The 20,031-nt window shown below is 70.3% G+C and carries 24 protein-coding genes; 10 read left to right on the top strand and 14 right to left on the bottom strand.

Features of this window, described 5'->3' with window-relative positions; translation table 11 throughout:
• Nucleotides 1-21: 21 nt before the first annotated feature.
• Both ACIQ6Y_RS22405 and ACIQ6Y_RS22400 read right to left on the bottom strand, forming a co-directional pair.
• A complete protein-coding gene (locus ACIQ6Y_RS22405; protein WP_404041653.1) occupies nt 22-225 on the bottom strand; it encodes a DUF397 domain-containing protein in 204 nt (67 codons plus the stop codon).
• The gene (locus ACIQ6Y_RS22400) at nt 207-1,049 is read right to left on the bottom strand and encodes a helix-turn-helix domain-containing protein (RefSeq protein ID WP_404041651.1); all 843 of its coding nucleotides are present in this window, start codon (nt 1,047-1,049) and stop codon (nt 207-209) included. The genes ACIQ6Y_RS22405 and ACIQ6Y_RS22400 overlap by 19 nt, the downstream gene beginning before the upstream one ends.
• Before the next feature lie 176 nt (nt 1,050-1,225).
• Between ACIQ6Y_RS22400 and ACIQ6Y_RS22395 the strand changes: the two genes are divergently transcribed.
• Genes ACIQ6Y_RS22395 through ACIQ6Y_RS22385 form a run of 3 tightly spaced genes read left to right on the top strand, consistent with a single transcriptional unit; the run spans nt 1,226 to nt 2,137 of the window.
• Nucleotides 1,226-1,570, top strand: a complete 345-nt coding sequence (locus ACIQ6Y_RS22395) for a hypothetical protein (RefSeq protein WP_404042153.1) — start codon at nt 1,226-1,228, stop codon at nt 1,568-1,570.
• Complete coding sequence (locus ACIQ6Y_RS22390; RefSeq protein ID WP_404041649.1) at nt 1,567-1,758, top strand: hypothetical protein; 192 nt, start codon at nt 1,567-1,569, stop codon at nt 1,756-1,758. The genes ACIQ6Y_RS22395 and ACIQ6Y_RS22390 overlap by 4 nt, the downstream gene beginning before the upstream one ends.
• A 16-nt stretch (nt 1,759-1,774) precedes the next feature.
• Complete coding sequence (locus ACIQ6Y_RS22385) at nt 1,775-2,137, top strand: DsrE family protein (protein WP_404041648.1); 363 nt, start codon at nt 1,775-1,777, stop codon at nt 2,135-2,137.
• Here the strand turns inward: ACIQ6Y_RS22385 and ACIQ6Y_RS22380 are convergent.
• The 8 genes from ACIQ6Y_RS22380 to ACIQ6Y_RS22345 all read right to left on the bottom strand — a co-directional run bounded on the left by ACIQ6Y_RS22380 (nt 2,131) and on the right by ACIQ6Y_RS22345 (nt 7,484).
• Nucleotides 2,131-2,391, bottom strand: a complete 261-nt coding sequence (locus ACIQ6Y_RS22380; protein ID WP_404041646.1) for a VOC family protein — start codon at nt 2,389-2,391, stop codon at nt 2,131-2,133. The two genes, ACIQ6Y_RS22385 and ACIQ6Y_RS22380, sit on opposite strands and share 7 nt — an antisense overlap.
• A 19-nt stretch (nt 2,392-2,410) precedes the next feature.
• Nucleotides 2,411-2,671 carry a DUF3099 domain-containing protein gene (locus ACIQ6Y_RS22375; RefSeq protein ID WP_404041644.1) on the bottom strand — a complete coding sequence of 87 codons (261 nt, stop codon included), beginning with the start codon at nt 2,669-2,671 and terminating at the stop codon, nt 2,411-2,413.
• A 78-nt stretch (nt 2,672-2,749) separates the two neighbouring features.
• A complete protein-coding gene (locus tag ACIQ6Y_RS22370; RefSeq protein WP_110628959.1) occupies nt 2,750-3,037 on the bottom strand; it encodes a DUF1416 domain-containing protein in 288 nt (95 codons plus the stop codon).
• A 35-nt stretch (nt 3,038-3,072) separates the two neighbouring features.
• Entirely contained in the window at nt 3,073-3,918 is an 846-nt protein-coding gene (locus tag ACIQ6Y_RS22365) for a sulfurtransferase (protein ID WP_404041642.1), read from the bottom strand.
• A 498-nt stretch (nt 3,919-4,416) separates the two neighbouring features.
• Nucleotides 4,417-5,154, bottom strand: a complete 738-nt coding sequence (locus ACIQ6Y_RS22360) for a DUF2993 domain-containing protein (RefSeq protein WP_404041641.1) — start codon at nt 5,152-5,154, stop codon at nt 4,417-4,419.
• 101 nt (nt 5,155-5,255) lie between these two features.
• Nucleotides 5,256-6,314 (bottom strand): hypothetical protein, encoded by a 1,059-nt coding sequence (locus ACIQ6Y_RS22355; RefSeq protein WP_404041640.1) that lies wholly within the window; start codon nt 6,312-6,314, stop codon nt 5,256-5,258.
• Nucleotides 6,315-6,322: 8 nt separating this feature from the next.
• Entirely contained in the window at nt 6,323-6,577 is a 255-nt protein-coding gene (locus ACIQ6Y_RS22350) for a MoaD/ThiS family protein (protein WP_404041638.1), read from the bottom strand.
• A 58-nt stretch (nt 6,578-6,635) separates the two neighbouring features.
• Nucleotides 6,636-7,484, bottom strand: a complete 849-nt coding sequence (locus ACIQ6Y_RS22345) for an alpha/beta hydrolase (RefSeq protein WP_404041637.1) — start codon at nt 7,482-7,484, stop codon at nt 6,636-6,638.
• 180 nt (nt 7,485-7,664) lie between these two features.
• Between ACIQ6Y_RS22345 and ACIQ6Y_RS22340 the strand changes: the two genes are divergently transcribed.
• The 6 genes from ACIQ6Y_RS22340 to ACIQ6Y_RS22315 all read left to right on the top strand — a co-directional run bounded on the left by ACIQ6Y_RS22340 (nt 7,665) and on the right by ACIQ6Y_RS22315 (nt 12,975).
• The gene (locus ACIQ6Y_RS22340) at nt 7,665-8,444 is read left to right on the top strand and encodes a winged-helix domain-containing protein (RefSeq protein WP_404041635.1); all 780 of its coding nucleotides are present in this window, start codon (nt 7,665-7,667) and stop codon (nt 8,442-8,444) included.
• 97 nt (nt 8,445-8,541) lie between these two features.
• A complete protein-coding gene (locus ACIQ6Y_RS22335; protein ID WP_404041633.1) occupies nt 8,542-9,564 on the top strand; it encodes a LacI family DNA-binding transcriptional regulator in 1,023 nt (340 codons plus the stop codon).
• 99 nt (nt 9,565-9,663) lie between these two features.
• Nucleotides 9,664-10,617: a S1C family serine protease gene (locus ACIQ6Y_RS22330; protein WP_404041631.1), complete on the top strand. Its 954-nt coding sequence runs from the start codon at nt 9,664-9,666 to the stop codon at nt 10,615-10,617.
• Entirely contained in the window at nt 10,614-10,778 is a 165-nt protein-coding gene (locus ACIQ6Y_RS22325) for a hypothetical protein (RefSeq protein ID WP_404041629.1), read from the top strand. The genes ACIQ6Y_RS22330 and ACIQ6Y_RS22325 overlap by 4 nt, the downstream gene beginning before the upstream one ends.
• A 44-nt stretch (nt 10,779-10,822) precedes the next feature.
• Complete coding sequence (locus tag ACIQ6Y_RS22320; protein WP_404041627.1) at nt 10,823-11,563, top strand: response regulator transcription factor; 741 nt, start codon at nt 10,823-10,825, stop codon at nt 11,561-11,563.
• On the top strand, nt 11,560-12,975 hold the full coding sequence (locus ACIQ6Y_RS22315; RefSeq protein ID WP_404041625.1) for a sensor histidine kinase: 1,416 nt from the start codon (nt 11,560-11,562) through the stop codon (nt 12,973-12,975). The genes ACIQ6Y_RS22320 and ACIQ6Y_RS22315 overlap by 4 nt, the downstream gene beginning before the upstream one ends.
• Before the next feature lie 146 nt (nt 12,976-13,121).
• Here the strand turns inward: ACIQ6Y_RS22315 and ACIQ6Y_RS22310 are convergent, their stop codons facing one another.
• Nucleotides 13,122-13,514, bottom strand: a complete 393-nt coding sequence (locus ACIQ6Y_RS22310; protein ID WP_404041624.1) for a DUF6281 family protein — start codon at nt 13,512-13,514, stop codon at nt 13,122-13,124.
• A 113-nt stretch (nt 13,515-13,627) separates the two neighbouring features.
• Between ACIQ6Y_RS22310 and ACIQ6Y_RS22305 the strand changes: the two genes are divergently transcribed.
• Complete coding sequence (locus tag ACIQ6Y_RS22305) at nt 13,628-15,685, top strand: pectinesterase family protein (RefSeq protein WP_404041622.1); 2,058 nt, start codon at nt 13,628-13,630, stop codon at nt 15,683-15,685.
• 83 nt (nt 15,686-15,768) lie between these two features.
• On the opposite strand, the gene ACIQ6Y_RS22300 is transcribed toward ACIQ6Y_RS22305, so the two are convergent.
• The 3 genes from ACIQ6Y_RS22300 to ACIQ6Y_RS22290 all read right to left on the bottom strand — a co-directional run bounded on the left by ACIQ6Y_RS22300 (nt 15,769) and on the right by ACIQ6Y_RS22290 (nt 19,908).
• Nucleotides 15,769-16,254: a hypothetical protein gene (locus ACIQ6Y_RS22300; protein WP_404041620.1), complete on the bottom strand. Its 486-nt coding sequence runs from the start codon at nt 16,252-16,254 to the stop codon at nt 15,769-15,771.
• A 22-nt stretch (nt 16,255-16,276) separates the two neighbouring features.
• On the bottom strand, nt 16,277-17,902 hold the full coding sequence (locus tag ACIQ6Y_RS22295; protein WP_404041618.1) for a vanadium-dependent haloperoxidase: 1,626 nt from the start codon (nt 17,900-17,902) through the stop codon (nt 16,277-16,279).
• Nucleotides 17,903-18,099: 197 nt separating this feature from the next.
• The gene (locus ACIQ6Y_RS22290) at nt 18,100-19,908 is read right to left on the bottom strand and encodes a bifunctional metallophosphatase/5'-nucleotidase (protein WP_404041616.1); all 1,809 of its coding nucleotides are present in this window, start codon (nt 19,906-19,908) and stop codon (nt 18,100-18,102) included.
• Nucleotides 19,909-20,031: the final 123 nt, after the last annotated feature.

The following is a 20,031-nucleotide window of genomic DNA, read 5'->3' as shown; positions in this document are numbered from 1 at the left end:
ATGGAGTTGCAGGGGCCTTGATTACGATTCGATCATCTTCAGCCCACCCACGAATGCCGACCAGGTTCCTGCGGCGAAGAGCAGCGGGCTGCGGGTGGTGTCCTTGCTGTCACGGACGGGGACGAGGGTGGGGAGGTCGTCGGAGACTTCGACGCACTCGCCGCCGTCGGGGTTGCTGTAGCTGCTCTTGCGCCACGTCACGCCGCTCAGGTCGATGGCTCGCACGGCACTTCCTCCAACATCCGCAGGATGAACTTGCGCGACTCGGCCGGGTTCAGGGCCAGGTCCCGCATCGCATCGTATGCATGGTGGAGTTGCTCAACAGAGGCGTTTTCCTCGACCAGTTCACCCCGGATCGCGTTCTCCGCGTAAGCAACCGTCCGACCGCCCAGCAGCCGCAGGAACATCACGCTCGTGCTCACCAGGCCGTGGAGTCCGGCCTGCTGCGGCAGCACCTGGATCGTCACGTTCGGTCGCTGCGACATCTCCAGTAGGTGTTCCAGCTGCCCTCGCCACTCGCCGTCATCCCGGAGCGGTGTCCGCAGCACCGCCTCCGCGATGACCGCTCGGAACAGGGGCGCGTCCTCTTCCACCAGCAGTTCGCGCCGCCCGATGCGGGCCTCGACCTGCTGGTCCAGCTCATCGCCCTTCGCACCGCCCAGCGCGAGCAGCTCACGGGCGTAGCCCTCCGTCTGAAGCAGACCGGGCAGAATGCTGACGCCGAAGTGCCACAGACTGTGCGCCTCGGTCTCCAGCACCATGTACCGCCGGTACTGCTCCTTGAACTGCGTCGGGTCCCCCACCGCCAGTTCCCACAGCGCCAGCAGGAGCCCCGGCGTCGCGTAGTACTGGTCCAGCGCCTCTACGATCTCCGGGCTGCCCAGACTGCGCCCGCTCTCCATCTTCCCGAGCATTGACGGGTCCCAGCCCAGCCGGTCCGCGAGGTCCCGCAGACTCTCCCCCTTCGCGGCCCTGAGCAGCCGCAACTCCTCCGCGAACCGCGCCCTCGGTTCGTGGCTCCGCCCCGTGACAGCCCTCCACTGCGGCACCGCACCCTCCCGCCCTCGGCCGTGGAATTTGTGGAATTTGGAGCGCCGTCTGTGGAATTTGCGCCCGTTGGCGATGCATCCGCCCTCCACCCTGGGCCATCCTCGTAACGCCCCAGGAATGCACAGAGTAGTTCAACAGGTGCGTTCCGTAAGGAAGTTCGCAAAACGGAGGCCCCCTGGAACCCGGAACCCTTCTCTACGACCCCGCCACCGACAAGGTCGGTGAATACCAGGACCGCTCAGGGCCCTACGCCCTGCTGCGCCCCGTCGGCGGAGGGCGCGAACGGCAGGCCGACCCCGACGGCCTGCGGCCTGCCACCGACCAGGAGCGGATCGGGGCGGGCGTGCGGGCCGCGAACGGGCGGGCCCCGGAGCTTCTGCCGCCCCGGCCCGTGCCCGGCTGCTCGATCTGCGCGGAGCTGGCCGGACTGCGGGAGGCCGCGAAGGCGGCGTACGACCGCAGCGCCGAGACGGACGCGAACGTGCTGCTGCGCCAGCACCAGCGGCAGGTGCACGCATGAGCCGGCGCCGGTACATCCAGGAGGCGACCCCACGGTACGCCGTTCCGCCCCCGCTGCTCCCGCCGCCGGCGGAGCCCCCGCCCCCGCCGCCGCCCCGCCGCAACGAGGACGTCTTCTGGAGCGTGCTGCTCACCGCGGTCAGTGTCGGGAGCATGCTCGTGGCGGCCGGACTGCGCCTCCTGCTGTAGCGACTACGCTGCCCGCATGGCGAAGAAGCTGGTGATCAAGGTGACGGCCGGGGCCGATGCCCCCGAGCGCTGCTCGCAGGCGTTCACCGTGGCGGCGGTGGCCGTGGCGAGCGGTGTGGACGTGTCGCTGTGGCTGACCGGGGAGTCGTCGTGGTTCGCGCTGCCGGGGCGGGCGGCGGAGTTCGAGCTGCCGCATGCCGCGCCGCTGCCGGACCTGATCGAGTCGCTGCTCGCGGGCGGGAAGATCACGCTGTGCACACAGTGCGCAGCCCGCCGGGAGATCACCGAGAAGGACGTCATCGAGGGCGTGCGCATCGCGGGCGCACAGGTGTTCGTGCAGGAGTCGCTGGCGGACGACACCCAGGCGCTCGTCTACTGAGACGCCTCGGTCCACAGGCAGAACGGGTGCCCGGCCGGGTCCAGCAGCACCCGTACGTCGTCCTGGGGCTGGTACTCCGCGAGCACCGCGCCCTCGGCCACCGCCCTCGCCGTCTCGGCCGCCAGGTCGTCGACCTCGATGTCGAGGTGCAGCATCATCTGCTGCTCGCCGGGCCTGCGGGTGGGCCACACGGGGCGGACGTACTCCGGCTCGGCCTGCAGGGCGAGGACGGTGGAGAGCCTCGCGGTCGGCATGCTCAGCCTGCACCTCTTCCTACTGTGGCCGCTTCTTGCCGTCCAGCTCGTCCCACCACTCGTCGGACTTCGGGTCCCCGGACGGGTCGTCCCACCAGCGGTCGTCCGGCCCGCGCCGGTTCGCGACCATCGCGGCGACCGGTGGGATGACCATGGCGACCACGCACATCGCGACGGCCGCCTCCGTCGAGAACAGCCGCACGACCGCCCACGCCAGGACGAACAGCACCAGACAGGTGCCCATCATGGCGAAGTACACGTGTCGTCGCCGTGCGTACATACCTCCAGCGTAGAACGCCGTAGGACCGCACCTCAGGCGTCCAACCCGAGAGATGCGGTCCTACGGTGTTCAGTGCCGTCAGACGGCGATCGCGACCTCCGCGAGGCCGCCCTGCTGGGCGACGACCGTGCGGTCGGCGGTGCCGCCGGGGACGAGGGCGCGAACGGTCCAGGTGCCCTCGGCGGCGTAGAAACGGAACTGGCCCGTGGCGGAGGTGGGGACCTCCGCGGTGAACTCGCCGGTCGAGTCGAGCAGGCGCACGTAGCCCTGCACCGGCTCGCCGTCGCGGGTCACCTGGCCCTGGATGGTGGTCTCACCGGGCTTGATCGTCGAGGCGTCAGGGCCGCCGGCCTTCGCTCCGCACATGTTGAACTCCTTGAGGGGTAAAGGTCGGGGAGGTCTTACTTGTTGGCGCCGAGCTCGATCGGCACGCCGACGAGGGAGCCGTACTCGGTCCAGGAGCCGTCGTAGTTCTTGACGTTCTCCACGCCGAGCAGCTCGTGCAGCACGAACCAGGTCAGGGCCGAGCGCTCACCAATGCGGCAGTAGGCGATCGTGTCCTTGGCGAGGTCGACCTGCTCCTCGGCGTAGAGCTCCTTGAGCTCCTCGTCCGACTTGAAGGTGCCGTCGTCGTTGGCGTTCTTCGACCACGGGATGTTGCGGGCGCTGGGCACGTGGCCCGGACGCTGCGACTGCTCCTGCGGCAGGTGCGCCGGGGCGAGCAGCTTGCCGGAGAACTCGTCGGGCGAACGGACGTCGACCAGGTTCTGCGAGCCGATCGCCGCCACCACGTCGTCGCGGAAGGCGCGGATGGCGGTGTTCTGCGGCTTGGCCTTGTAGTCGGTCCTGGCGCGCTCCGGCACGTCGGTGCCGTCGACCAGCTCGCGGGCGTCCAGCTCCCACTTCTTGCGGCCGCCGTCGAGAAGCTTGACGTTCTCGTGGCCGTACAGCTTGAAGTACCAGTAGGCGTACGAGGCGAACCAGTTGTTGTTGCCGCCGTAGAGGACGACCGTGTGGTCGTTGGAGATGCCCTTCTCCGACAGGAGCTTCTCGAAGCCCTCCTGGTCGACGAAGTCACGGCGGACCGGGTCCTGGAGGTCCTGCGTCCAGTCGATCCGGATGGCGTTCTTGATGTGGTTCTTCTCGTAGGCGGAGGTGTCCTCGTCGACCTCGACGATGGCGATCGCCGGGTTGTCGAGGTTCTCCTGCAGCCAGTCGGCGTCGACCAGGACGTCGCTGCGGCTCATGCTCGTTCTCCTCCGGGGCAGTTGCGGCGGGGGTGTGCGTGAAGGGTGGTGCGCGGCCGGGCATGCGGGGTTGCGCACGGGCGCCCAGGGCAGGGCGGCTGGGGAAGGCGGTCGGCTGCGGTGCCGGGGCCGCTCAGAAGGGGCGACAGAGCATGGCGGCGACGCGGCACAGGTCTACTGCCCGCCGCTTCGTGAGATCCGCCTGTCGCTTCATGCGTCGATCGTAGGGACGGACAGCGGGGCGTGTCACCGGCGTGTCGCATGGTGAGACGCGATCGTCCGCATGGCGGGATCGCGTGCGCCTCGGAGGCGTCGTCGCACGGCTCACGGGCCCTTGAGGAGGCCCCCGCATCTGCCGTGCGGACCGGGCTGTCTCGCCTTTCGGACAGCCGGTGTCCGAAAGTCTTTCGGGTGAGCTTTTCGGTGCTTTCGGCGCTTCCGGTGCTTCCGGTGCTTCCGGTGGCCGAGAACCTCCGGTCGCCCGGAGCCCCTGTGGCCCTACCCGGCCAGCCGGACGTTCGAACCCTTCACGGAGATCTCGACCCCGTCCTCGGCGGCCTCGACCTTGTCCAGCTCGATACCGCCCGGCAGCTGCTCTATCACCTGGTCGAAGTCGGTGATCTCCCGGACCTTGTCCTCCGCGATGCTCACCCCGCCCATCTCGGGCAGCGCGTCGGCCTTCACCCGGACGGTGTCACCCTCGACGGTGACCGTGCTCAGCACGTCGACCGGCCGGGGCAGCTTCGCGCCGAGGACCGTCGCCTCGACCGCGACCTTGATCTTGCCGTTGCCGCCGTCGGAGAGGCCGACGACCTGCGCGGTCACGCCCGGGGCGACCTGCGTCGGCTCGGACTTGGCGGTGCGCAGCAGCTCGTCGTAGGAGATCGTCGCCACGCCGGTCGCGGTCACCGCGGTGGCCGAGCTGTAGTCGCCGGAGAACCGGACGCCCTTCATGCTCGCCTTCAGGTCGTCGATGCGGATCTTCTCCGCGCCGTCGCCGGTGGCCGCCTCGTAGTCCGCGATGCCGACCTCGACGTCGTCCAGCTCACCGCCGGCCATCTGGGTCAGGAACGGGAAGCCCTTGATCGACACGTCCGGCGTCTCGGCCAGGCCCTCGCTGGCGCGCAGCTTGTCCGCGGCCTCGCCCTCGGCGAAGTTCACGGCGACGCGGTCGGCCACGACGAAGAGGGCGCCGAGCACCACGATGACGATCCCCAGTATCCGCAGCGCGCGCATGTTTCCCCACCTCGGCGTTCGTTCGGTCGGCTGTCACGGTAACCCGGTGCGGGGTGGGGGCCGCGAGATTGTCGATCAGCTGTGACGGAACGCCGCCCGGCCTACAGGCCCCTGCCCAGAATCCACAGCACCGGCCCTGCCGCCGCCAGCGGGAGGGCGACTCCCGCCGTGAAGTGGACGAAGCGGGACGGGTAGTCGTAGCTCGCGACCCGGTGGCCGATCAGGGCGCAGACGGCCGCGGCGGCGCCGATCAGGGCGCCCTTGCTGTCGACCCCGGCCATACCGCCGACCGCGATCCCGGCACCGGCCGCCGCCAGCAGCGACACCACGACCGAGGCGGCCGTCGGCATCGGCAGAGCGCGGGCCAGTACGGCCACGGCGACCGCGGCCGCGCCGACCGTGACGGCGTCGGGCTCGGCGGCGAGGAAGCCGGTCGCGAGGATGGTCAGGGCCGCCGAGGTGACCGTGGCCATCAGGCCGTACATCCGCTCGTCCGGGTCGGCGTGCGAACGCAGCTGGAGGACGAGGACGAGCAGCACCCAGACGCCGAGCGTGCCGAGGATCGCCGCGGGGGCGTTGTCCCGCCCGGCCACCACAAGCGCCGCGTCCGCGGTGAGCCCTCCGGCGAACGCCAGCGCGATGCCCTGCCGGGCCGGCCACATGCCGTTCAGCCGGAACCAGCCCGCGGCGGTGACGCCCTGCAGCACGACGAGCGGCACCAGAAGCGCGTACGACCCCACTGCCGCGGCCCCCGACAGCAGCAGGCCCAGCAGCGCGGTGAGCAGCGCGGGCTGCATCCCGGGCTCGATGATCGGCGAGCGGCCCTCCAGCCGGGCCCGCTGGGCGTCGGTGATCCGGGAGTTCCCGGCGACGGTGGCGGGGCCGTAGCCGGGGTCGTCCGTGCCCTGGGGCGCGGCCTGAACCGGCTCCTGCTGAGGCAGGTACGCCGTCTCGGCCGCACTCACCACCGGCACGGGCTCCTGCACCTGCGTCTCCCAGGTCTGCCCCTGCCACTGCTGCGTGTACTGCGGGTCCTCGTAGGACTGCTGGTACGGCTGCTGCTGGTAGGGCTCCTGCTGGTACGGCTGCTGCTGGTGCGGCTGCTGCTGCCCATAAGGGTCGTACGACCCCTGGTAGTCCTGATACGGCTGGTTGCTCATAGGTGCGGTCACCCTCCTGCGAACGGCGGGAGCACCTCGACCGTGCCGCCCTCGGCCAGCCGTACCGTGTCGTGCGCGCGGGTCCCGACGGGATCGCCGTCGACGAGGAACGAGCACCGCAGCAGCACGCGCGTGAGCTCGCCGGGGTGGCGCTCGCGCGCCGCGTCGAGCGCCTCGGCGAGCGTCGCGGCCTCGTGGGGCTCCTCGGCGACGCCGGCCGCGGCCTTGGCGGCGGCCCAGTAGCGGACCGTGACCTTTGCCATCTCGTCCCTCAAGTCGGTTCGGCGGTGAACAGTCGGTTCGGCAGTGAACAGGCCCAGGCTAGCCCGCCCGGGACACCGCCCAGTCCGCGATCCTGGCCAGCAGGGCGTCGTCGGCGGCGTGCTCGGCATGGCCCATGCCGGGCTCCAGCCAGAGTTCGCCGTGCTCACCCGCGGCGGCGGCCAGCATGCGGGGGTGGTCGAGGGGGAAGTACCCGTCGCGGTCGCCGTGGACGACGAGGAGCGGGGCGGGCGCGATCCGCGGGACGGCCTCCACCGGGGACAGCGGGACCGGGTTCCACTCCTGGTGGTGAATCCGGGTGCGGAATCCGTAGCGGCCGACCAGGCGGCCCTCCGGCCGGGTGACCAGCCAGTGCAGGCGACGCATGGGGGCGGTGCCCCGGTAGTACCAGCGGGCGGGCGCGCTGACGGAGACGACCGCGTCCGGGGCGCCGTACAGCGCTGCGTGCCGCAGCACCACCGAGCCGCCCATCGAGAAGCCGACGGTGACCACGCGCTGGTGCCCGAACCCGCGGGCGTGGGAGAGCGCGGCCTCCAGGTCGAGGACCTCCCGGTCGCCGACCGTGGAGCTCCCGCCGGAGCGCCCGTGACCGCGGAAGGAGAAGGTCAGGACGGCACCGTACGGCCGCAGCGCGGCGGCGATGCGCCGCACGTGGGGCTTGTCCACGTCCCCGGTGAAGCCGTGGGCGACGACGAACACCAGGTCGACGGGGGGTGAAGCGGAGGCGTCGTGCACACGGTCGTATACAACGGATTGCGGATCGTATACGGAATCGATCGCCACCCCGTCGGACGTGCGCAGATACGTCCGCAATGGGGCGCGTCCCCTCGTCTCGGAATGCGGACGAACGGTGGAACGCACCACATCACCTGCCGGACCGTCGCTCATGTCGGCTATTCTGCTGGGCAGAGGACTCGGGCAGCGTAGCCCCCGGGTCCTTTTGTGCTTTCGGAAGCGTTGTATACGAAGCGGGAAACCTCAGGCGAACGCTCGTGTATGGGGCACCGGGATCGCAGAGCAGTTCCGCACCGCACACGTCCTCGCAGGGACCGAGGAGGAACCAGACGTATGAGTTCTCTGCTGCTCCTGACCAACGCCCTCCAGCCGTCGACGGAGGTGCTGCCCGCACTCGGCCTGCTCCTGCACAACGTGCGGGTCGCCCCGGCCGAGGGGCCCGCACTCGTCGACACCCCCGGTGCCGATGTGATCCTCATCGACGGCCGGCGCGATCTGCCCCAGGTGCGCAGCCTGTGCCAGCTCCTGCGCTCCACGGGCCCCGGCTGTCCGCTCCTGCTGGTCGTCACCGAGGGCGGCCTGGCCGCCGTCACCGCCGACTGGGGCATCGACGACGTACTCCTCGACACCGCCGGCCCCGCCGAGGTGGAGGCCCGCCTCCGGCTCGCCATGGGCCGGCAGCAGATCGTCAACGACGACTCCCCCATGGAGATCCGCAACGGCGACCTGTCGGTCGACGAGGCGACCTACTCCGCCAAGCTCAAGGGCCGGGTCCTGGACCTGACCTTCAAGGAGTTCGAGCTGCTGAAGTACCTCGCCCAGCACCCGGGCCGGGTCTTCACCCGCGCCCAGCTGCTGCAGGAGGTCTGGGGCTACGACTACTTCGGCGGCACCCGGACGGTCGATGTGCACGTACGACGGCTGCGGGCGAAGCTCGGGCCCGAGCACGAGGCGCTGATCGGAACCGTCCGGAACGTCGGTTATCGATTCGTTACGCCCGAAAAAGTCGAGCGTGCCGCCGACGAGGCGAAGGCCAAGGCCGCCCGGCCAAAGCCGGAGGATGCGGACAACGCGGCCCCCAGTGCCGCCACAGAGGTCCCGGCGGACGCGTGACCGACATACGGACGGGGCGCTCCGGGCGCCCGTACGGCCCACAGCCGGCCCCCTTTACGCCCTGCCCAGGGGCGTTCCATCCGCGTAGACTCCGCGCGTGGCCAAGGTGACTCGGGATGACGTGGCACGACTGGCGGGTACCTCCACCGCCGTCGTCAGCTACGTCATCAACAACGGACCCCGGCCGGTCGCCCCGGCCACGCGCGAGCGTGTCCTCGCCGCCATCAAGGAGCTGGGCTACCGGCCCGACCGGGTGGCGCAGGCGATGGCCTCGCGGCGCACGGACCTCATAGGCCTGATCATCCCCGACGCCCGTCAGCCCTTCTTCGGGGAGATGGCGCACGCGGTCGAGCAGGCCGCCTCCGAGCGCGGAAAGATGGTGCTGGTCGGCAACACCGACTACGTGGGCGAACGCGAGGTGCACTACCTGCGCGCGTTCCTGGGGATGCGGGTCTCCGGCCTGATCCTCGTCTCCCACGCGCTGAACGACATGGCGGCCGCCGAGATCGAGGCCTGGGACGCGCGCGTGGTGCTGCTGCACGAGCGGCCCGAGTCCATCGACGACGTCGCCGTCGTCACGGACGACCTCGGCGGCGCCCAGCTCGCCGTACGCCACCTCCTCGAGCACGGCCACCCGTACGTCGCCTGCATGGGCGGCACCGCGGAGACCCCGGCCGTCGGCGACCCCGTCTCCGACCACGTCGAGGGCTGGAAGCGCGCGATGTCCGAGGCGGGCCTGTCCACCGAGGGCCGCCTCTTCGAGGCCCCGTACAACCGCTACGACGCCTACCGGGTCGGCCTGGACATCCTGTCCGGGCCGCACCGCCCGCCGGCGATCTTCTGCTCCACCGACGACCAGGCGATAGGCCTGCTGCGCGCGGCGCGCGAACTGCGGATCGACGTCCCCGGCGAGCTGGCGGTGGCCGGCTTCGACGACATCAAGGAAGCGGACCTGGCCGACCCGCCGCTCACCACCGTCGCCTCCGACCGCTCGACGATGGCCCGCGCGGCCGTCGACCTCGTCCTCGACGACGGGCTGCGGGTGGCGGGGTCCCGCCGTGAGCGGCTGAAGGTGTTCCCGTCACGGCTGGTGGTACGGCAGTCCTGCGGCTGCAAGTAGCTCCGCGGGGCCGGTCCTTATATCGGGCATACGAGGTTCTGCCGGGCTTCTCAGGCAGCCCTCAGGAAGCTCTCATGGTCGGGCGCGAAGCTCATGGACATGACCGAGAGCAATGTGAACCCCGAGTGGCCGCCCCCTCCGGCGTACCAGCCGACTGTTCTTCTCACGGAGCCCGTCTCCCGGCGGCGTACCGAGAAGCGCGGGCCCGTGGCCCTGCTCGCGGCCGTGGCGATCGTCGCGGCAGCGGTCGGCGGCGGCACGGCGTACGGCATCCAGGAGCTGACCGACGGCTCCACCACCGTGGCCTCGTCCTCCACCAGCACCGATGTAGTCCCGGTGAGCCAGCGCGGCACCGCCTCCGGGGTCGCCAAGGCGGTCAGCCCGAGCATCGTGGAGATCAACGCGACCGGGAACGCCGGTTCCTCCACCGGCTCCGGCGTGATCATCACCAGTGACGGTGAGATCGTCACCAACAACCACGTCGTCTCCGGCGCCTCCCAGATCAAGGTGCGCACCAGCGACGGCAAGGAGTACGGCGCCGAAGTCGTCGGCACCGACAGCGCCAAGGACCTCGCCCTGATCAAGCTGTCCGGCGCTTCCGGCCTGAAGACGGCCACCCTCGGCGACTCCGACGGCGTCCAGGTCGGCGACCAGGTCGTCGCGATCGGCTCCCCCGAAGGCCTCACCGGCACGGTGACCAGCGGGATCGTCTCCGCGCTCGACCGCGATGTCACCGTCTCCACCGACGAGGGGCAGCAGCAGCCGGAGGGCGGCTGGCCGTTCGAGTTCGGCGGCCGCGAGTTCAACGGCGACACCGGCTCGTCGACGACGACGTACAAGGCGATCCAGACCGACGCGTCCCTCAACCCCGGCAACTCCGGAGGCGCGCTGATCGACATGAACGGCAACATCATCGGCATCAACTCGGCGATGTACTCGGCGAGTTCGGGCTCCTCGTCGTCGGCGGCGGGCAGCGTGGGTCTGGGCTTCGCGATCCCGGTCGACACGGTGAAGGCGGACCTGGCGAAGCTGCGGGCGGGGAGCACCTCATGACCGGGCACGGCCCGGGGGACGTCCGGCAGGCCCTCGCGGTGGCGTACGAGCTGCACCCGCCGACGCCCGGCCGCGCCCCCGAGGTGGCGGCGCCCGGCACACGCGCGAGCCGCCGCAAGGCCGTCGGCCGCCGCCGTGACGCCCGGAACGTGCGAGGCTGAGAAGCGAGCCCCGTGTCCCACCGCACCCGAGGAACCAGACACCCATGAGCCCCGCCGAAGGCGACCGTGACCGTGCCCCCCAGCGCATCCTCGTCGTCGACGACGAGCCGGCGGTACGCGAAGCACTCCAGCGCAGCCTCGCCTTCGAGGGGTACGGCACGGAGGTCGCCGTGGACGGCCTGGACGCTCTGGACAAGGCCCGGGCGTACCAGCCCGACCTGATCGTCCTGGACATCCAGATGCCCCGCATGGACGGCCTGACGGCGGCCCGCCGCATCCGCGGGGCCGGCGACACGACCCCGATCCTCATGCTCACCGCCCGCGACACGGTGGGCGACCGCGTGACGGGCCTCGACGCCGGCGCCGACGACTACCTGGTCAAGCCCTTCGAGCTCGACGAGCTCTTCGCCCGCATCCGCGCGCTGCTGCGCCGCAGCTCGTACGCGGCGGCCCTGTCGGGTGGGGCCCCCGAGGACGAGGCCCTCACCTTCGCCGACCTGCGCATGGACCTGGCGACCCGCGAGGTCACCCGGGCCGGCCGGCCCGTGGAACTGACCCGCACCGAGTTCACCCTCCTGGAGATGTTCCTGGCCCACCCCCGCCAGGTCCTCACCCGCGAGCAGATCCTCAAGGCGGTCTGGGGCTTCGACTTCGAGCCGTCGTCCAACTCCCTGGACGTCTACGTCATGTACCTGCGCCGCAAGACGGAGGCAGGCGGCGAGCCGCGCCTCGTCCACACGGTGCGGGGGGTCGGTTACGTACTCCGGCAGGGCGGCACCGAGTGAGGAAGCTGAAGAGCCTCCCCCTGCGCTCCCGACTTGCGCTGCTGGTGGCTTCGGCGGTGGCGTTCGCGGTGGCGGCGGTTTCGGTGACGTGCTGGTTCCTGGTGCGCGGCCAGTTGTACCGGCAGCTGGACGAGCAGCTGCGCAGCGAGCAGGTCTCGAGCGGGCTGCTGACGGTCATGGTGGACAACTGCCGGCTGCCGGAGCCCCGGCAGCTTCCGCTGGCCCCGAACTCCCCCATCGTCACGATCCTCTACTCGGACAGCACCACCTGCACCAACCCCGGCATCAAGAGCGTCAAGGTGCAGGACGCCGACCTGGCGGTCGCCGACGGCGACGCGGAGACGGCCCTGCACTCCGCGAAGACCACCGACGGCACCGCCGTGCGCGTCTACACCCGCCCGGTCGTCGACCGGAACACCCGCGAGGTGCAGCCCGGCATCGCCGTGTCCGTCGCCAAGCCCCTCGGCCAGGTCACCGAGCCACTGTCCTCACTTGCCTGGGTCCTCCTGCTCGTCTCCGGCATCGGAGTGGTCGGCGCCGGAGCGGCGGGCCTGGCCGTGGCTCGTGCGGGCCTGCGCCCGGTCGACAAGCTGACGGAGGCCGTGGAGCACGTGGCCCGCACGGAGGACCTGGCCATCCGCATCCCCGTGGACGACGAGGACGACGACGAGGTGGCACGCCTGTCCCGCTCGTTCAACTCGATGACGACGTCCCTGGCCAGCTCCCGGGACCTCCAGCAGCAACTGATCGCGGACGCGGGCCACGAACTCCGCACCCCGCTGACGTCTCTCCGGACCAACATCGAACTCCTCACCCGCAGCGAGGAGACGGGCCGCCCGATCCCCGAGGCGGACCGCAAGGCACTCCTGGCCTCGGTGAAGGCCCAGATGACAGAACTGGCAGCCCTGATCGGCGACCTCCAGGAGCTGTCGCGCTCGGAGGCCCAGCGAGGAGAACGCGTCCAGGTCGTCTCCCTGGAGGACACGGTCGAGTCGGCCCTGCGCCGAGCCCGCCTGCGCGGCCCGGAACTGACGATCACGGCAGCCCTGGACCCTTGGTACGTCCGCGCAGAGCCGGCAGCCCTGGAACGCGCGGTGGTCAACATCCTCGACAACGCGGTGAAGTTCAGCCCGCCGAACGGCACGATCGAAGTGACCCTCCACGAGGGCGTCCTCCAGGTCCGCGACCACGGCCCCGGCATCCCCGCCGACGAACTCCCCCACGTCTTCGACCGCTTCTGGCGCTCCCCCTCAGCCCGCTCCCTCCCCGGCTCAGGCCTCGGCCTCTCCATCGTCGCCCGCACGATCCACCAGTCCGGCGGCGAGGTGACCCTGACCCCGGCGGAGGGCGGCGGCACGGTGGCGACGGTACGGCTGCCGGGGGCGGCCACAGCACCACCGGAGATCCCTTGACGCCCCACCACGCCCGGCCGCCGGTCCGGGGATGTCCGGCGGGTTTGCATCGTTTGTTGCACGCAGATGCCCCCAGGGAGCCCGGCAGCTGCCACAAACCATGCAAACACTCCCGGCGTGCATGCGAGCCCCGGCCGCGCCGCCCGTCACTCCCCCACCCGCACCACCTCCCGCACCTCAGGCGGCAGCGTCTCCCCCGCCCCGTCCGCCACCAGGACCGTGTCCGGTGAGTCGGTGCCCGTGGTGATGGCGACCGTGGGGTCGATGCCCTTGATGGCGTAGGCGGGCACGCGCCGCTCGGGCACTCCGGGATCATCGGGGTATCCGCCCGTGTCGTCGCAGGACGGCAGGACCGCCGTACCGAGCCGCTCGCCGAGCTCGAAGTCGCCCGCGCCGTAGCCGAAGTAGCGGCGGCCGTCGTACAGCGCGATGTACGCGCAGGAGGCCGCACCCTCACCGCCGTCCCCGCCGCCCACGGTGCATCCGGCGAGCACCGTCACGACCGCGACCCCGACCGCACCCCTCACAAGTCTCTTCATGTCCCCCCGACGCACGGCCCCTCCCTTTCGTTCGGCCGTGCGCGGCAACCCAACCCGTCCCCGGCGGCGACCACAGCACGACCAGAAGCTCCCCCACGAAACGGATTCCGCGCATGAGTGAGAGCCGCCGCAGGTCCAAGTCCCGTCACCGCAGGCGCAGTACGGCCGTGATGATCGGCGCCCCGCTGGCCGTGACCGCCGCCGGGGTGCTGGCGTACGGGTCGGTGTTCGGAATCGGCGCCCCGGAGAAGGCCTCCGCGGCCACCGCGCCCACCTGGGCGACCGCGGCCGCCGACGGGTTCGCCTCGGTCAACGCCCTCGGCCAGAACGGTACGTACGGCGGACGCGACGGCCGGACCGTCACCGTCAGGACGCTCGCCGACCTGGAGAAGTACGCGACGGCCCCCGAGCCGTACGTCATCGTCGTCGCGGGCACGATCACCATGAACCCGGTCGGCAAGGAGATCAAGGTCGCCTCCGACAAGACGATCATCGGCTCGGGGACGTCCGGGCACATCGTCGGCGGCGGCTTCTTCCTCGGCCCGGGCGTGCACAACGTGATCATCAGGAACCTGACGATCAGGGACGCGTACCAGGGCGTCTGGAACGACAAGGAGCACGACTTCGACGCGATCCAGATGGACGGCGCGCACCACGTCTGGATCGACCACAACGACCTGCGGCACATGGCCGACGGTCTGATCGACGTGCGCAAGGACAGCACGTACGTCACGGTCTCCTGGAACCGCCTCAGCAACGACAACAAGGCCTTCGGCATCGGCTGGACCGAGAACGTCGTCACCGACATCACGATCCACCACAACTGGATCCGCGAGACGGAGCAGCGCAACCCGTCCACGGACAACGCCGCGCACGCGCACCTCTACAACAACTTCCTGGAGGACGTCCCGGACACCACCATCAGGTCCTCGTACGGCAACTACGCCCGTGGGAAGACGAAGATGCTGCTGGAGAACTCGTACTTCCAGGGCTTCACCAACCCCGTCATCCGGGACACCACCGCCACCCTCGTCCAGCGCGGCAACGTCTTCTCCGGCACGAGCGGCCGCAACGAGAGCGGCGGCGGTACGGGGTTCGACCCGAAGACGTACTACGCCTACACGGCGGACACGGCGGCGCAGGTCCCGTCGCTGGTCAAGTCGGGCGCGGGCCCGAGGAGTTCCCTGGGCACAACAGCCACGACCACGGCCGCCGCGACGACCCTCACCGTCGCCAAGGACGGCACGGGCCAGTACACGACGGTCCAGGCCGCGGTGAACGCAGTACCGGCGAACAACCCCTCCCGGATCGTCATCTCCGTCAAGCCGGGCACGTACCGCGAGACGGTGAAGGTCCCCTCCAACAAGCCGCACGTCACCATCCAGGGCACGGGTGCGAGCCGCAAGGACACGGTGATCGTCTACAACAACGCGTCCGGCACGCCCAAGCCCGGCGGCGGCACGTACGGCACCGGCGGCAGCGCCACCGTCGCCGTGGAGGCGGACGACTTCCAGGCCCGCAACCTCACCGTCTCCAACGACTTCGACGAGAAGGCCAACCAGTCCCTCTCCGGCCACCAGGCCGTCGCCCTGCGCACCGCCTCCGACAAGGTGTTCCTGGACAGCGTCATCGTCGAGGGCGACCAGGACACCCTGCTGCTGGACACGGCCGCGAAGGACCGGCTGGGCCGGGTCTACATGACGAACTCCTACGTCGTCGGCAACGTCGACTTCATCTTCGGCCGGGCCACGGCCGTCGTCGACAAGTCCGTCATCACCCTGAAGAAGCGCTGGGACGGCACCTCCGCCGGCTACGTCACCGCCCCCAGCACGGCCGCCGACCGCAAGGGCCTCCTCATCGCCAACTCGGCGATCACCGGCGCCGTCTCCGACCGCACCTTCTACCTCGGCCGCCCCTGGCACGCCGGCGGCGACGCCACCCTCGACCCCCAGACGACGGTCCGCAACACCACCCTGAGCGCCGCGATCAAGACGACCCCCTGGACCGACATGAGCGGCTTCTCCTGGAAGAACGACCGCTTCGCCGAGTACAAGAACACCGGCCCCGGCGCAGGCACCGCCTCCGCCGACCGTCCCCAGCTGACCGACGCCCAGGCCTCCGGCCAGGAGGTCGCGGACTGGCTGGGCGGCTGGACCCCGTCGGCGTCCTGACACCAACAGGCCGAAGGCCGGTTCCCGACGAGGAACCGGCCTTCTCGACCGTTCAGGTCGGATTCACGCGCACACGGCGTGGGTCACTGAGTGACGGTGAACGCGCACCACGACGTCCAGTCCGACGCCTTGTTGCCGATCGCGCGCAGGCGGAACCGGTAGTCGCCCGGCTTCAGCTCGCCCGCGGCGAGAGCGAGGTTGAAGACCATGCCGTTCGGCCAGATCCGCTCGGTCTGGGTGATGAGCGGAGCCTCGCCCGGCTTGCCGACCTCGAAGGTGGCCCGCAGGGCGGAGTAACTCCTGTTCTTGCCCGCGTCCTTGCCGAATGCGGTCGGCGAGGCGGCGAGCGCGCCGCCGCTCGTGCCGGAGATCACCGGGGTCGGGCCGCCCTCGCAGAACTGCGCCTGCTCGTACGGTCCGGCGAAGACCCGGAGAGTCCCTGGCACGCTCGGCTCGTTCTGCGATCCCGTCGCGTTCGCGCCGGCGACCGCGACGGAGACCGAGACGGAGACGAGCGCGGCGATCACACCGGCGGTCGCGCCGATGCGTCGGAGATGCTTCCTGATCACGGGAAGACCGTCCTTTCCGGTACTAGCGCGGTGTGTAGTAGGCGTGCGCGGAGCCGTCGTAGCCGTTCACACAGCCGTAGGAGTTCCAGATGAGCTGGTTGTAGACGTTGTCCGCGCCGTAGTCGTCACACCAGTACCAGGACGCGTGCGGGCCGTCGTACAGGTTGCCGACGCTCGTGGCACCCATGGGTTTGATCAGCCACTGCTTGCCCACGGTGGTGAGGCGGGGGCTGCTGTACACGGGTGTCTTGTCGTTGTAACTCGTCGGGCCGTACGAGTTGTTGATGATCTGGCCGGCGGCCTTCCGGCCGGTCGCGACGCCGAGGTCGCCGTCCCACTGGTAGTGCACACCGAGGTAGACCCGGCTCCGGGCGTTCTCGGTGGCCGCCGCGCTGAAGGTGGAGAAGGTGCGGGAGACACCGACCGCGTGCGGATCGTCGGTGGTGCCGGTGAAGGAGATGTTGTCCGTGCCGAAGAACAGCTTCATCGACTCGGCCCATGCTCCCGCGAAGGTCGCGTGCCCGGAGACGTAGGCCGGGAACGGCGGGCTGAAGTGGTTCCCTGCTTCGTCGGCCGAGAGCGGCTGCCAGGAGCTGTTCTGCACGGTGTCCGGATTGCCGTCCGAGTCGGCCAGCCGGATGGCGCTCTCGGGCCGCCACAGATCGATGCCGGTCTGGTACTTCGCGTCCCAGGCGGAGATCCCCGCGTCCGCCATCGAGCCCGCGACCAGCGCGAAGAGCTGGACGTTGGCGAGCTGGTCGAGTCCGCGCTGCTGGGAGACGGTCCGGGTGTGGGTGAAGAGCTGGCCCGGCGGCTTGTAGGTGCCGTTCAGGTCGTTGGCCCAGAACCAGGCGATCTGGGTCTGCTCGGCGGTCCGTGTCGTGCTGTTGGCCGCGCCGAGCTCCGCGACCTCCTTGAACTGGGCCGTGTAGGACGAGCTCTTCAGCAGCTCGGGCATCGTCGCGATGCCGGCGGGCGGCTGCGGACGCAGGTCGGCCGCCGTGGTCTTGAGGTGCGTCCACGGGTAGTCGCCGTAGTCGACGAACTTCTTGACCTTGCCCCAGTTCGGATCCGCCGCCGGACCGGAGCCTGTCGGCCGCCACTGGCCGGGTTCGGTGCTCGGGGTGTACGGCGTGGTGTCCCCGGATCCGTCACCGGTACGACGGGCGATCATCGCCGCGGCGGCCTTCTCGCCGACGCTCTTGCCCTCCGTGGTGGTGGCGTCGACCGGCTCGCCCGAGCGGGCCGCAGTGAGGTAGGGGGTGAAGTCGAGTGCGGGGAAGGCGGATTTGAGGACGTTGTAGGCGGCGTGGTCCAACGCCGCCTCGACGTTGGGAGCGACGCCGGCCTTCACGCTGATGCCGGGGGTGTAGAGCGCCCCGAGGCAGTTCTCCGGCTTGAAGCCGCCGCTGCTGTGGCAGCGGCTGGCGTTCGCGGCGTCGTACATGGCCAGATGCATCATGGCCCCGGCCCGTGCCAGGGGTCCGGGAGAGCCGCCCGTGGTGACGTAGGCGTCGATCAGCGCTTGGTTCCAGTAGAGGACTCGGTCGCCTGTGGTCGAACTGGCGTGCGCGGGGGCCGATATGCCCACGCAGGCCAGAAACAGCGCCAGGACGACGGTGATGGAGCGTCTGACAGGATGTCTCACAGTCTTGCCCCTCCAGTGATCACATAAGCCGGTTGTGCCGACAAGATCACACGCAGCATATGAGCGGCGACCGCCCGTGTGGCTGGTTCGGAACGAAAAATGCCGCGTGAACTTGGCTGGATGACGCCGGACGTACAGCCTCCGGATACGGCGAAGGGGCCCGGGGACAGCGCCCCCGGGCCCCTTCGCGCGGTCGGTCACTTGATGACGTTCACCCGGTCCGTCGCAGGCGCCTGCAACGGGTTGACCGCCGAGGAGTTGGCCTTCAGGTAGGTCTCGAAGGCCAACAGGTCGTCCTGGCCGACGAACCGGTTCGTGCCCGCGGCCAGCTCCGTGAAGCCGTCACCGCCGCCGGCGAGGAAGGAGTTGGCGGCGACCCGGTAGACCGCGGCCGGGTCCAGCGGGGCGCCCGCGACGCGGACGGAGTCGGTGACGATCCGGTCGGCGCCCGTCTTCGTCAGGTCCAGCGTGTACGTCAGCCCCGACGGCTGAAGGATCTTCGGGGCGGCCGCGTTGGCGCCGGAGACCTGCTGCTGCAGCACGGTGAGCAGCTGGGCGCCGGTGAGGTCGACCAGGTTCACCGTGTTGGCGAACGGCTGCACCCTGAAGGCCTCGCCGTACGTCACCACACCGTCGCCCTCACCGGCCGGGGAGGACGCGTACACCAGGTTGGCCCGGACGCCGCCCGGGTTCATCAGCGCCACATCCGCGCTCGGGTCCACGGACTTGGCGTAGGCGAGCTGCGCGTCCGCGATCACATTGCCGAGCGTGGAGTCGTCCGGCGCCTTGGGCTGGGCGAGCTCGGAGGCGATCCAGCCGATGGGGCGGTTCTCCACCGGTGCGGACATCGCCTTGTAATGGGCGATCAGGGCGGTCATGTCGGAGGCCGGGTTCTGCCGGACGACGACGTGGTTCGCGGACGTCACCGACGTGCGGACGATGTCGCCGCTGCGCCGGTCGTAGGTCAGCGTGGTGTCCGTGTAGAGACGGCCGAAGGACGCGGCGGAGGTCACCGTGCGCGGGTTGCCCTCCGGGTCGGGGACGGTGCACGCGTACGCGGCGTGGGTGTGACCGGTGACCAGCGCGTCGACCTTGGCCGTGACGCCCTTGGCGATGTCGACGATCGGGCCGGAGATGCCGGAGCCGCCGGCGCCGCAGTCGTAGTTGTACGCGTCCGAGGCCGGGGCGCCGCCCTCGTGGATCAGCGCGACGATGGACTTCACGCCCCGCTTCTGCAGTTCGCGCGCGTACTTGTTGATCGTCGCGGTCTCGTCGAGGAACTTCAGGCCCTTGACACCCTCGGCGGTGACGATGCCCGGGGTGCCCTCCAGGGTCACGCCGATGAAGCCGATCTTCACGCCGTTCTTCTCCCACACGTAGGTGGGGTCGAGCATCGGCTTTCCGGTCTTCTCGTCGACGACGTTCGCAGCCAGGTACGGGAACTGCGCCCCCTCGAACGTCCGCCCTTCCTCGTAGCAGCCGTCCTTCGGGTGGCAGCCGCCGTTCTGCATCCGCTTGAGCTCGGTGGCGCCCTCGTCGAACTCGTGGTTGCCGACGCCCGTGACGTCCAGGTCGAGGGCGTTCATCGCCTCGATCGTGGGCTCGTCGTGGAAGAGCGCGGACATGAGCGGGCTGGCGCCTATCAGGTCGCCCGCGGCGGCCGTGATCGAGTACGGGTGGCCCTCGCGGGCCGTGCGCAGCGAGCCGGCCAGGTACTCCACGCCGCCGACGCCCTCGATGGTCTTGACGCTGCCGTCCGGCTGAATCTCCGTGAGCCGCCCCGAGGAACTCGTGGGGGGCTCGAGGTTGCCGTGGAAGTCGTTGAACGACAGCAGCTGCACGTCCTGGTAGCGGCTCGACTGCTTGCCCGCGTAGCCGTCCTCGTCGGCGTTCGCGACGCCCGGCAGCGCTGCTGCGAGCGCTCCGACGGTCGCGAGGCCTGCGGCGGCCGCGAGGAGCCGGTACGTACGGCGTCTGCGGTGGTGGTGCTGAGAGATGGCAGGCATGCGCCCCCCTGTGGTGCATGTAGAGGTGTGGCTCGGTCCGGGCGCAGCCTAGAGTCAACGCGCGTAGCGCGACAGTGCTTTCATGGTTACATCTGGGTTTCCCTTTGCCCCTCCCTCACGGGC

This window comes from Streptomyces sp. NPDC096205 (assembly GCF_044763135.1).
In the GTDB taxonomy this organism is placed as follows: domain Bacteria; phylum Actinomycetota; class Actinomycetes; order Streptomycetales; family Streptomycetaceae; genus Streptomyces.
The sequence above is the reverse complement of the archived record's forward strand: the minus strand, read 5'-3'. Positions and strand labels throughout refer to the sequence as shown.

What these genes read in the sequence shown, in the direction of transcription:
- ACIQ6Y_RS22390 (WP_404041649.1), top strand. Translation starts at nt 1,567, where the DNA reads ATGAGCCGGCGCCGGTACATCCAGGAGGCGACCCCACGGTACGCCGTT.
- ACIQ6Y_RS22385 (WP_404041648.1), top strand. Translation starts at nt 1,775, where the DNA reads ATGGCGAAGAAGCTGGTGATCAAGGTGACGGCCGGGGCCGATGCCCCC.
- ACIQ6Y_RS22380 (WP_404041646.1), bottom strand. Translation starts at nt 2,391, where the DNA reads ATGCCGACCGCGAGGCTCTCCACCGTCCTCGCCCTGCAGGCCGAGCCG.
- ACIQ6Y_RS22375 (WP_404041644.1), bottom strand. Translation starts at nt 2,671, where the DNA reads ATGTACGCACGGCGACGACACGTGTACTTCGCCATGATGGGCACCTGT.
- ACIQ6Y_RS22370 (WP_110628959.1), bottom strand. Translation starts at nt 3,037, where the DNA reads ATGTGCGGAGCGAAGGCCGGCGGCCCTGACGCCTCGACGATCAAGCCC.
- ACIQ6Y_RS22365 (WP_404041642.1), bottom strand. Translation starts at nt 3,918, where the DNA reads ATGAGCCGCAGCGACGTCCTGGTCGACGCCGACTGGCTGCAGGAGAAC.
- ACIQ6Y_RS22360 (WP_404041641.1), bottom strand. Translation starts at nt 5,154, where the DNA reads ATGCGCGCGCTGCGGATACTGGGGATCGTCATCGTGGTGCTCGGCGCC.
- ACIQ6Y_RS22355 (WP_404041640.1), bottom strand. Translation starts at nt 6,314, where the DNA reads ATGAGCAACCAGCCGTATCAGGACTACCAGGGGTCGTACGACCCTTAT.
- ACIQ6Y_RS22350 (WP_404041638.1), bottom strand. Translation starts at nt 6,577, where the DNA reads ATGGCAAAGGTCACGGTCCGCTACTGGGCCGCCGCCAAGGCCGCGGCC.
- ACIQ6Y_RS22345 (WP_404041637.1), bottom strand. Translation starts at nt 7,484, where the DNA reads ATGAGCGACGGTCCGGCAGGTGATGTGGTGCGTTCCACCGTTCGTCCG.
- ACIQ6Y_RS22340 (WP_404041635.1), top strand. Translation starts at nt 7,665, where the DNA reads ATGAGTTCTCTGCTGCTCCTGACCAACGCCCTCCAGCCGTCGACGGAG.
- ACIQ6Y_RS22330 (WP_404041631.1), top strand. Translation starts at nt 9,664, where the DNA reads ATGACCGAGAGCAATGTGAACCCCGAGTGGCCGCCCCCTCCGGCGTAC.
- ACIQ6Y_RS22325 (WP_404041629.1), top strand. Translation starts at nt 10,614, where the DNA reads ATGACCGGGCACGGCCCGGGGGACGTCCGGCAGGCCCTCGCGGTGGCG.
- ACIQ6Y_RS22320 (WP_404041627.1), top strand. Translation starts at nt 10,823, where the DNA reads ATGAGCCCCGCCGAAGGCGACCGTGACCGTGCCCCCCAGCGCATCCTC.
- ACIQ6Y_RS22310 (WP_404041624.1), bottom strand. Translation starts at nt 13,514, where the DNA reads ATGAAGAGACTTGTGAGGGGTGCGGTCGGGGTCGCGGTCGTGACGGTG.
- ACIQ6Y_RS22305 (WP_404041622.1), top strand. Translation starts at nt 13,628, where the DNA reads ATGAGTGAGAGCCGCCGCAGGTCCAAGTCCCGTCACCGCAGGCGCAGT.
- ACIQ6Y_RS22290 (WP_404041616.1), bottom strand. Translation starts at nt 19,908, where the DNA reads ATGCCTGCCATCTCTCAGCACCACCACCGCAGACGCCGTACGTACCGG.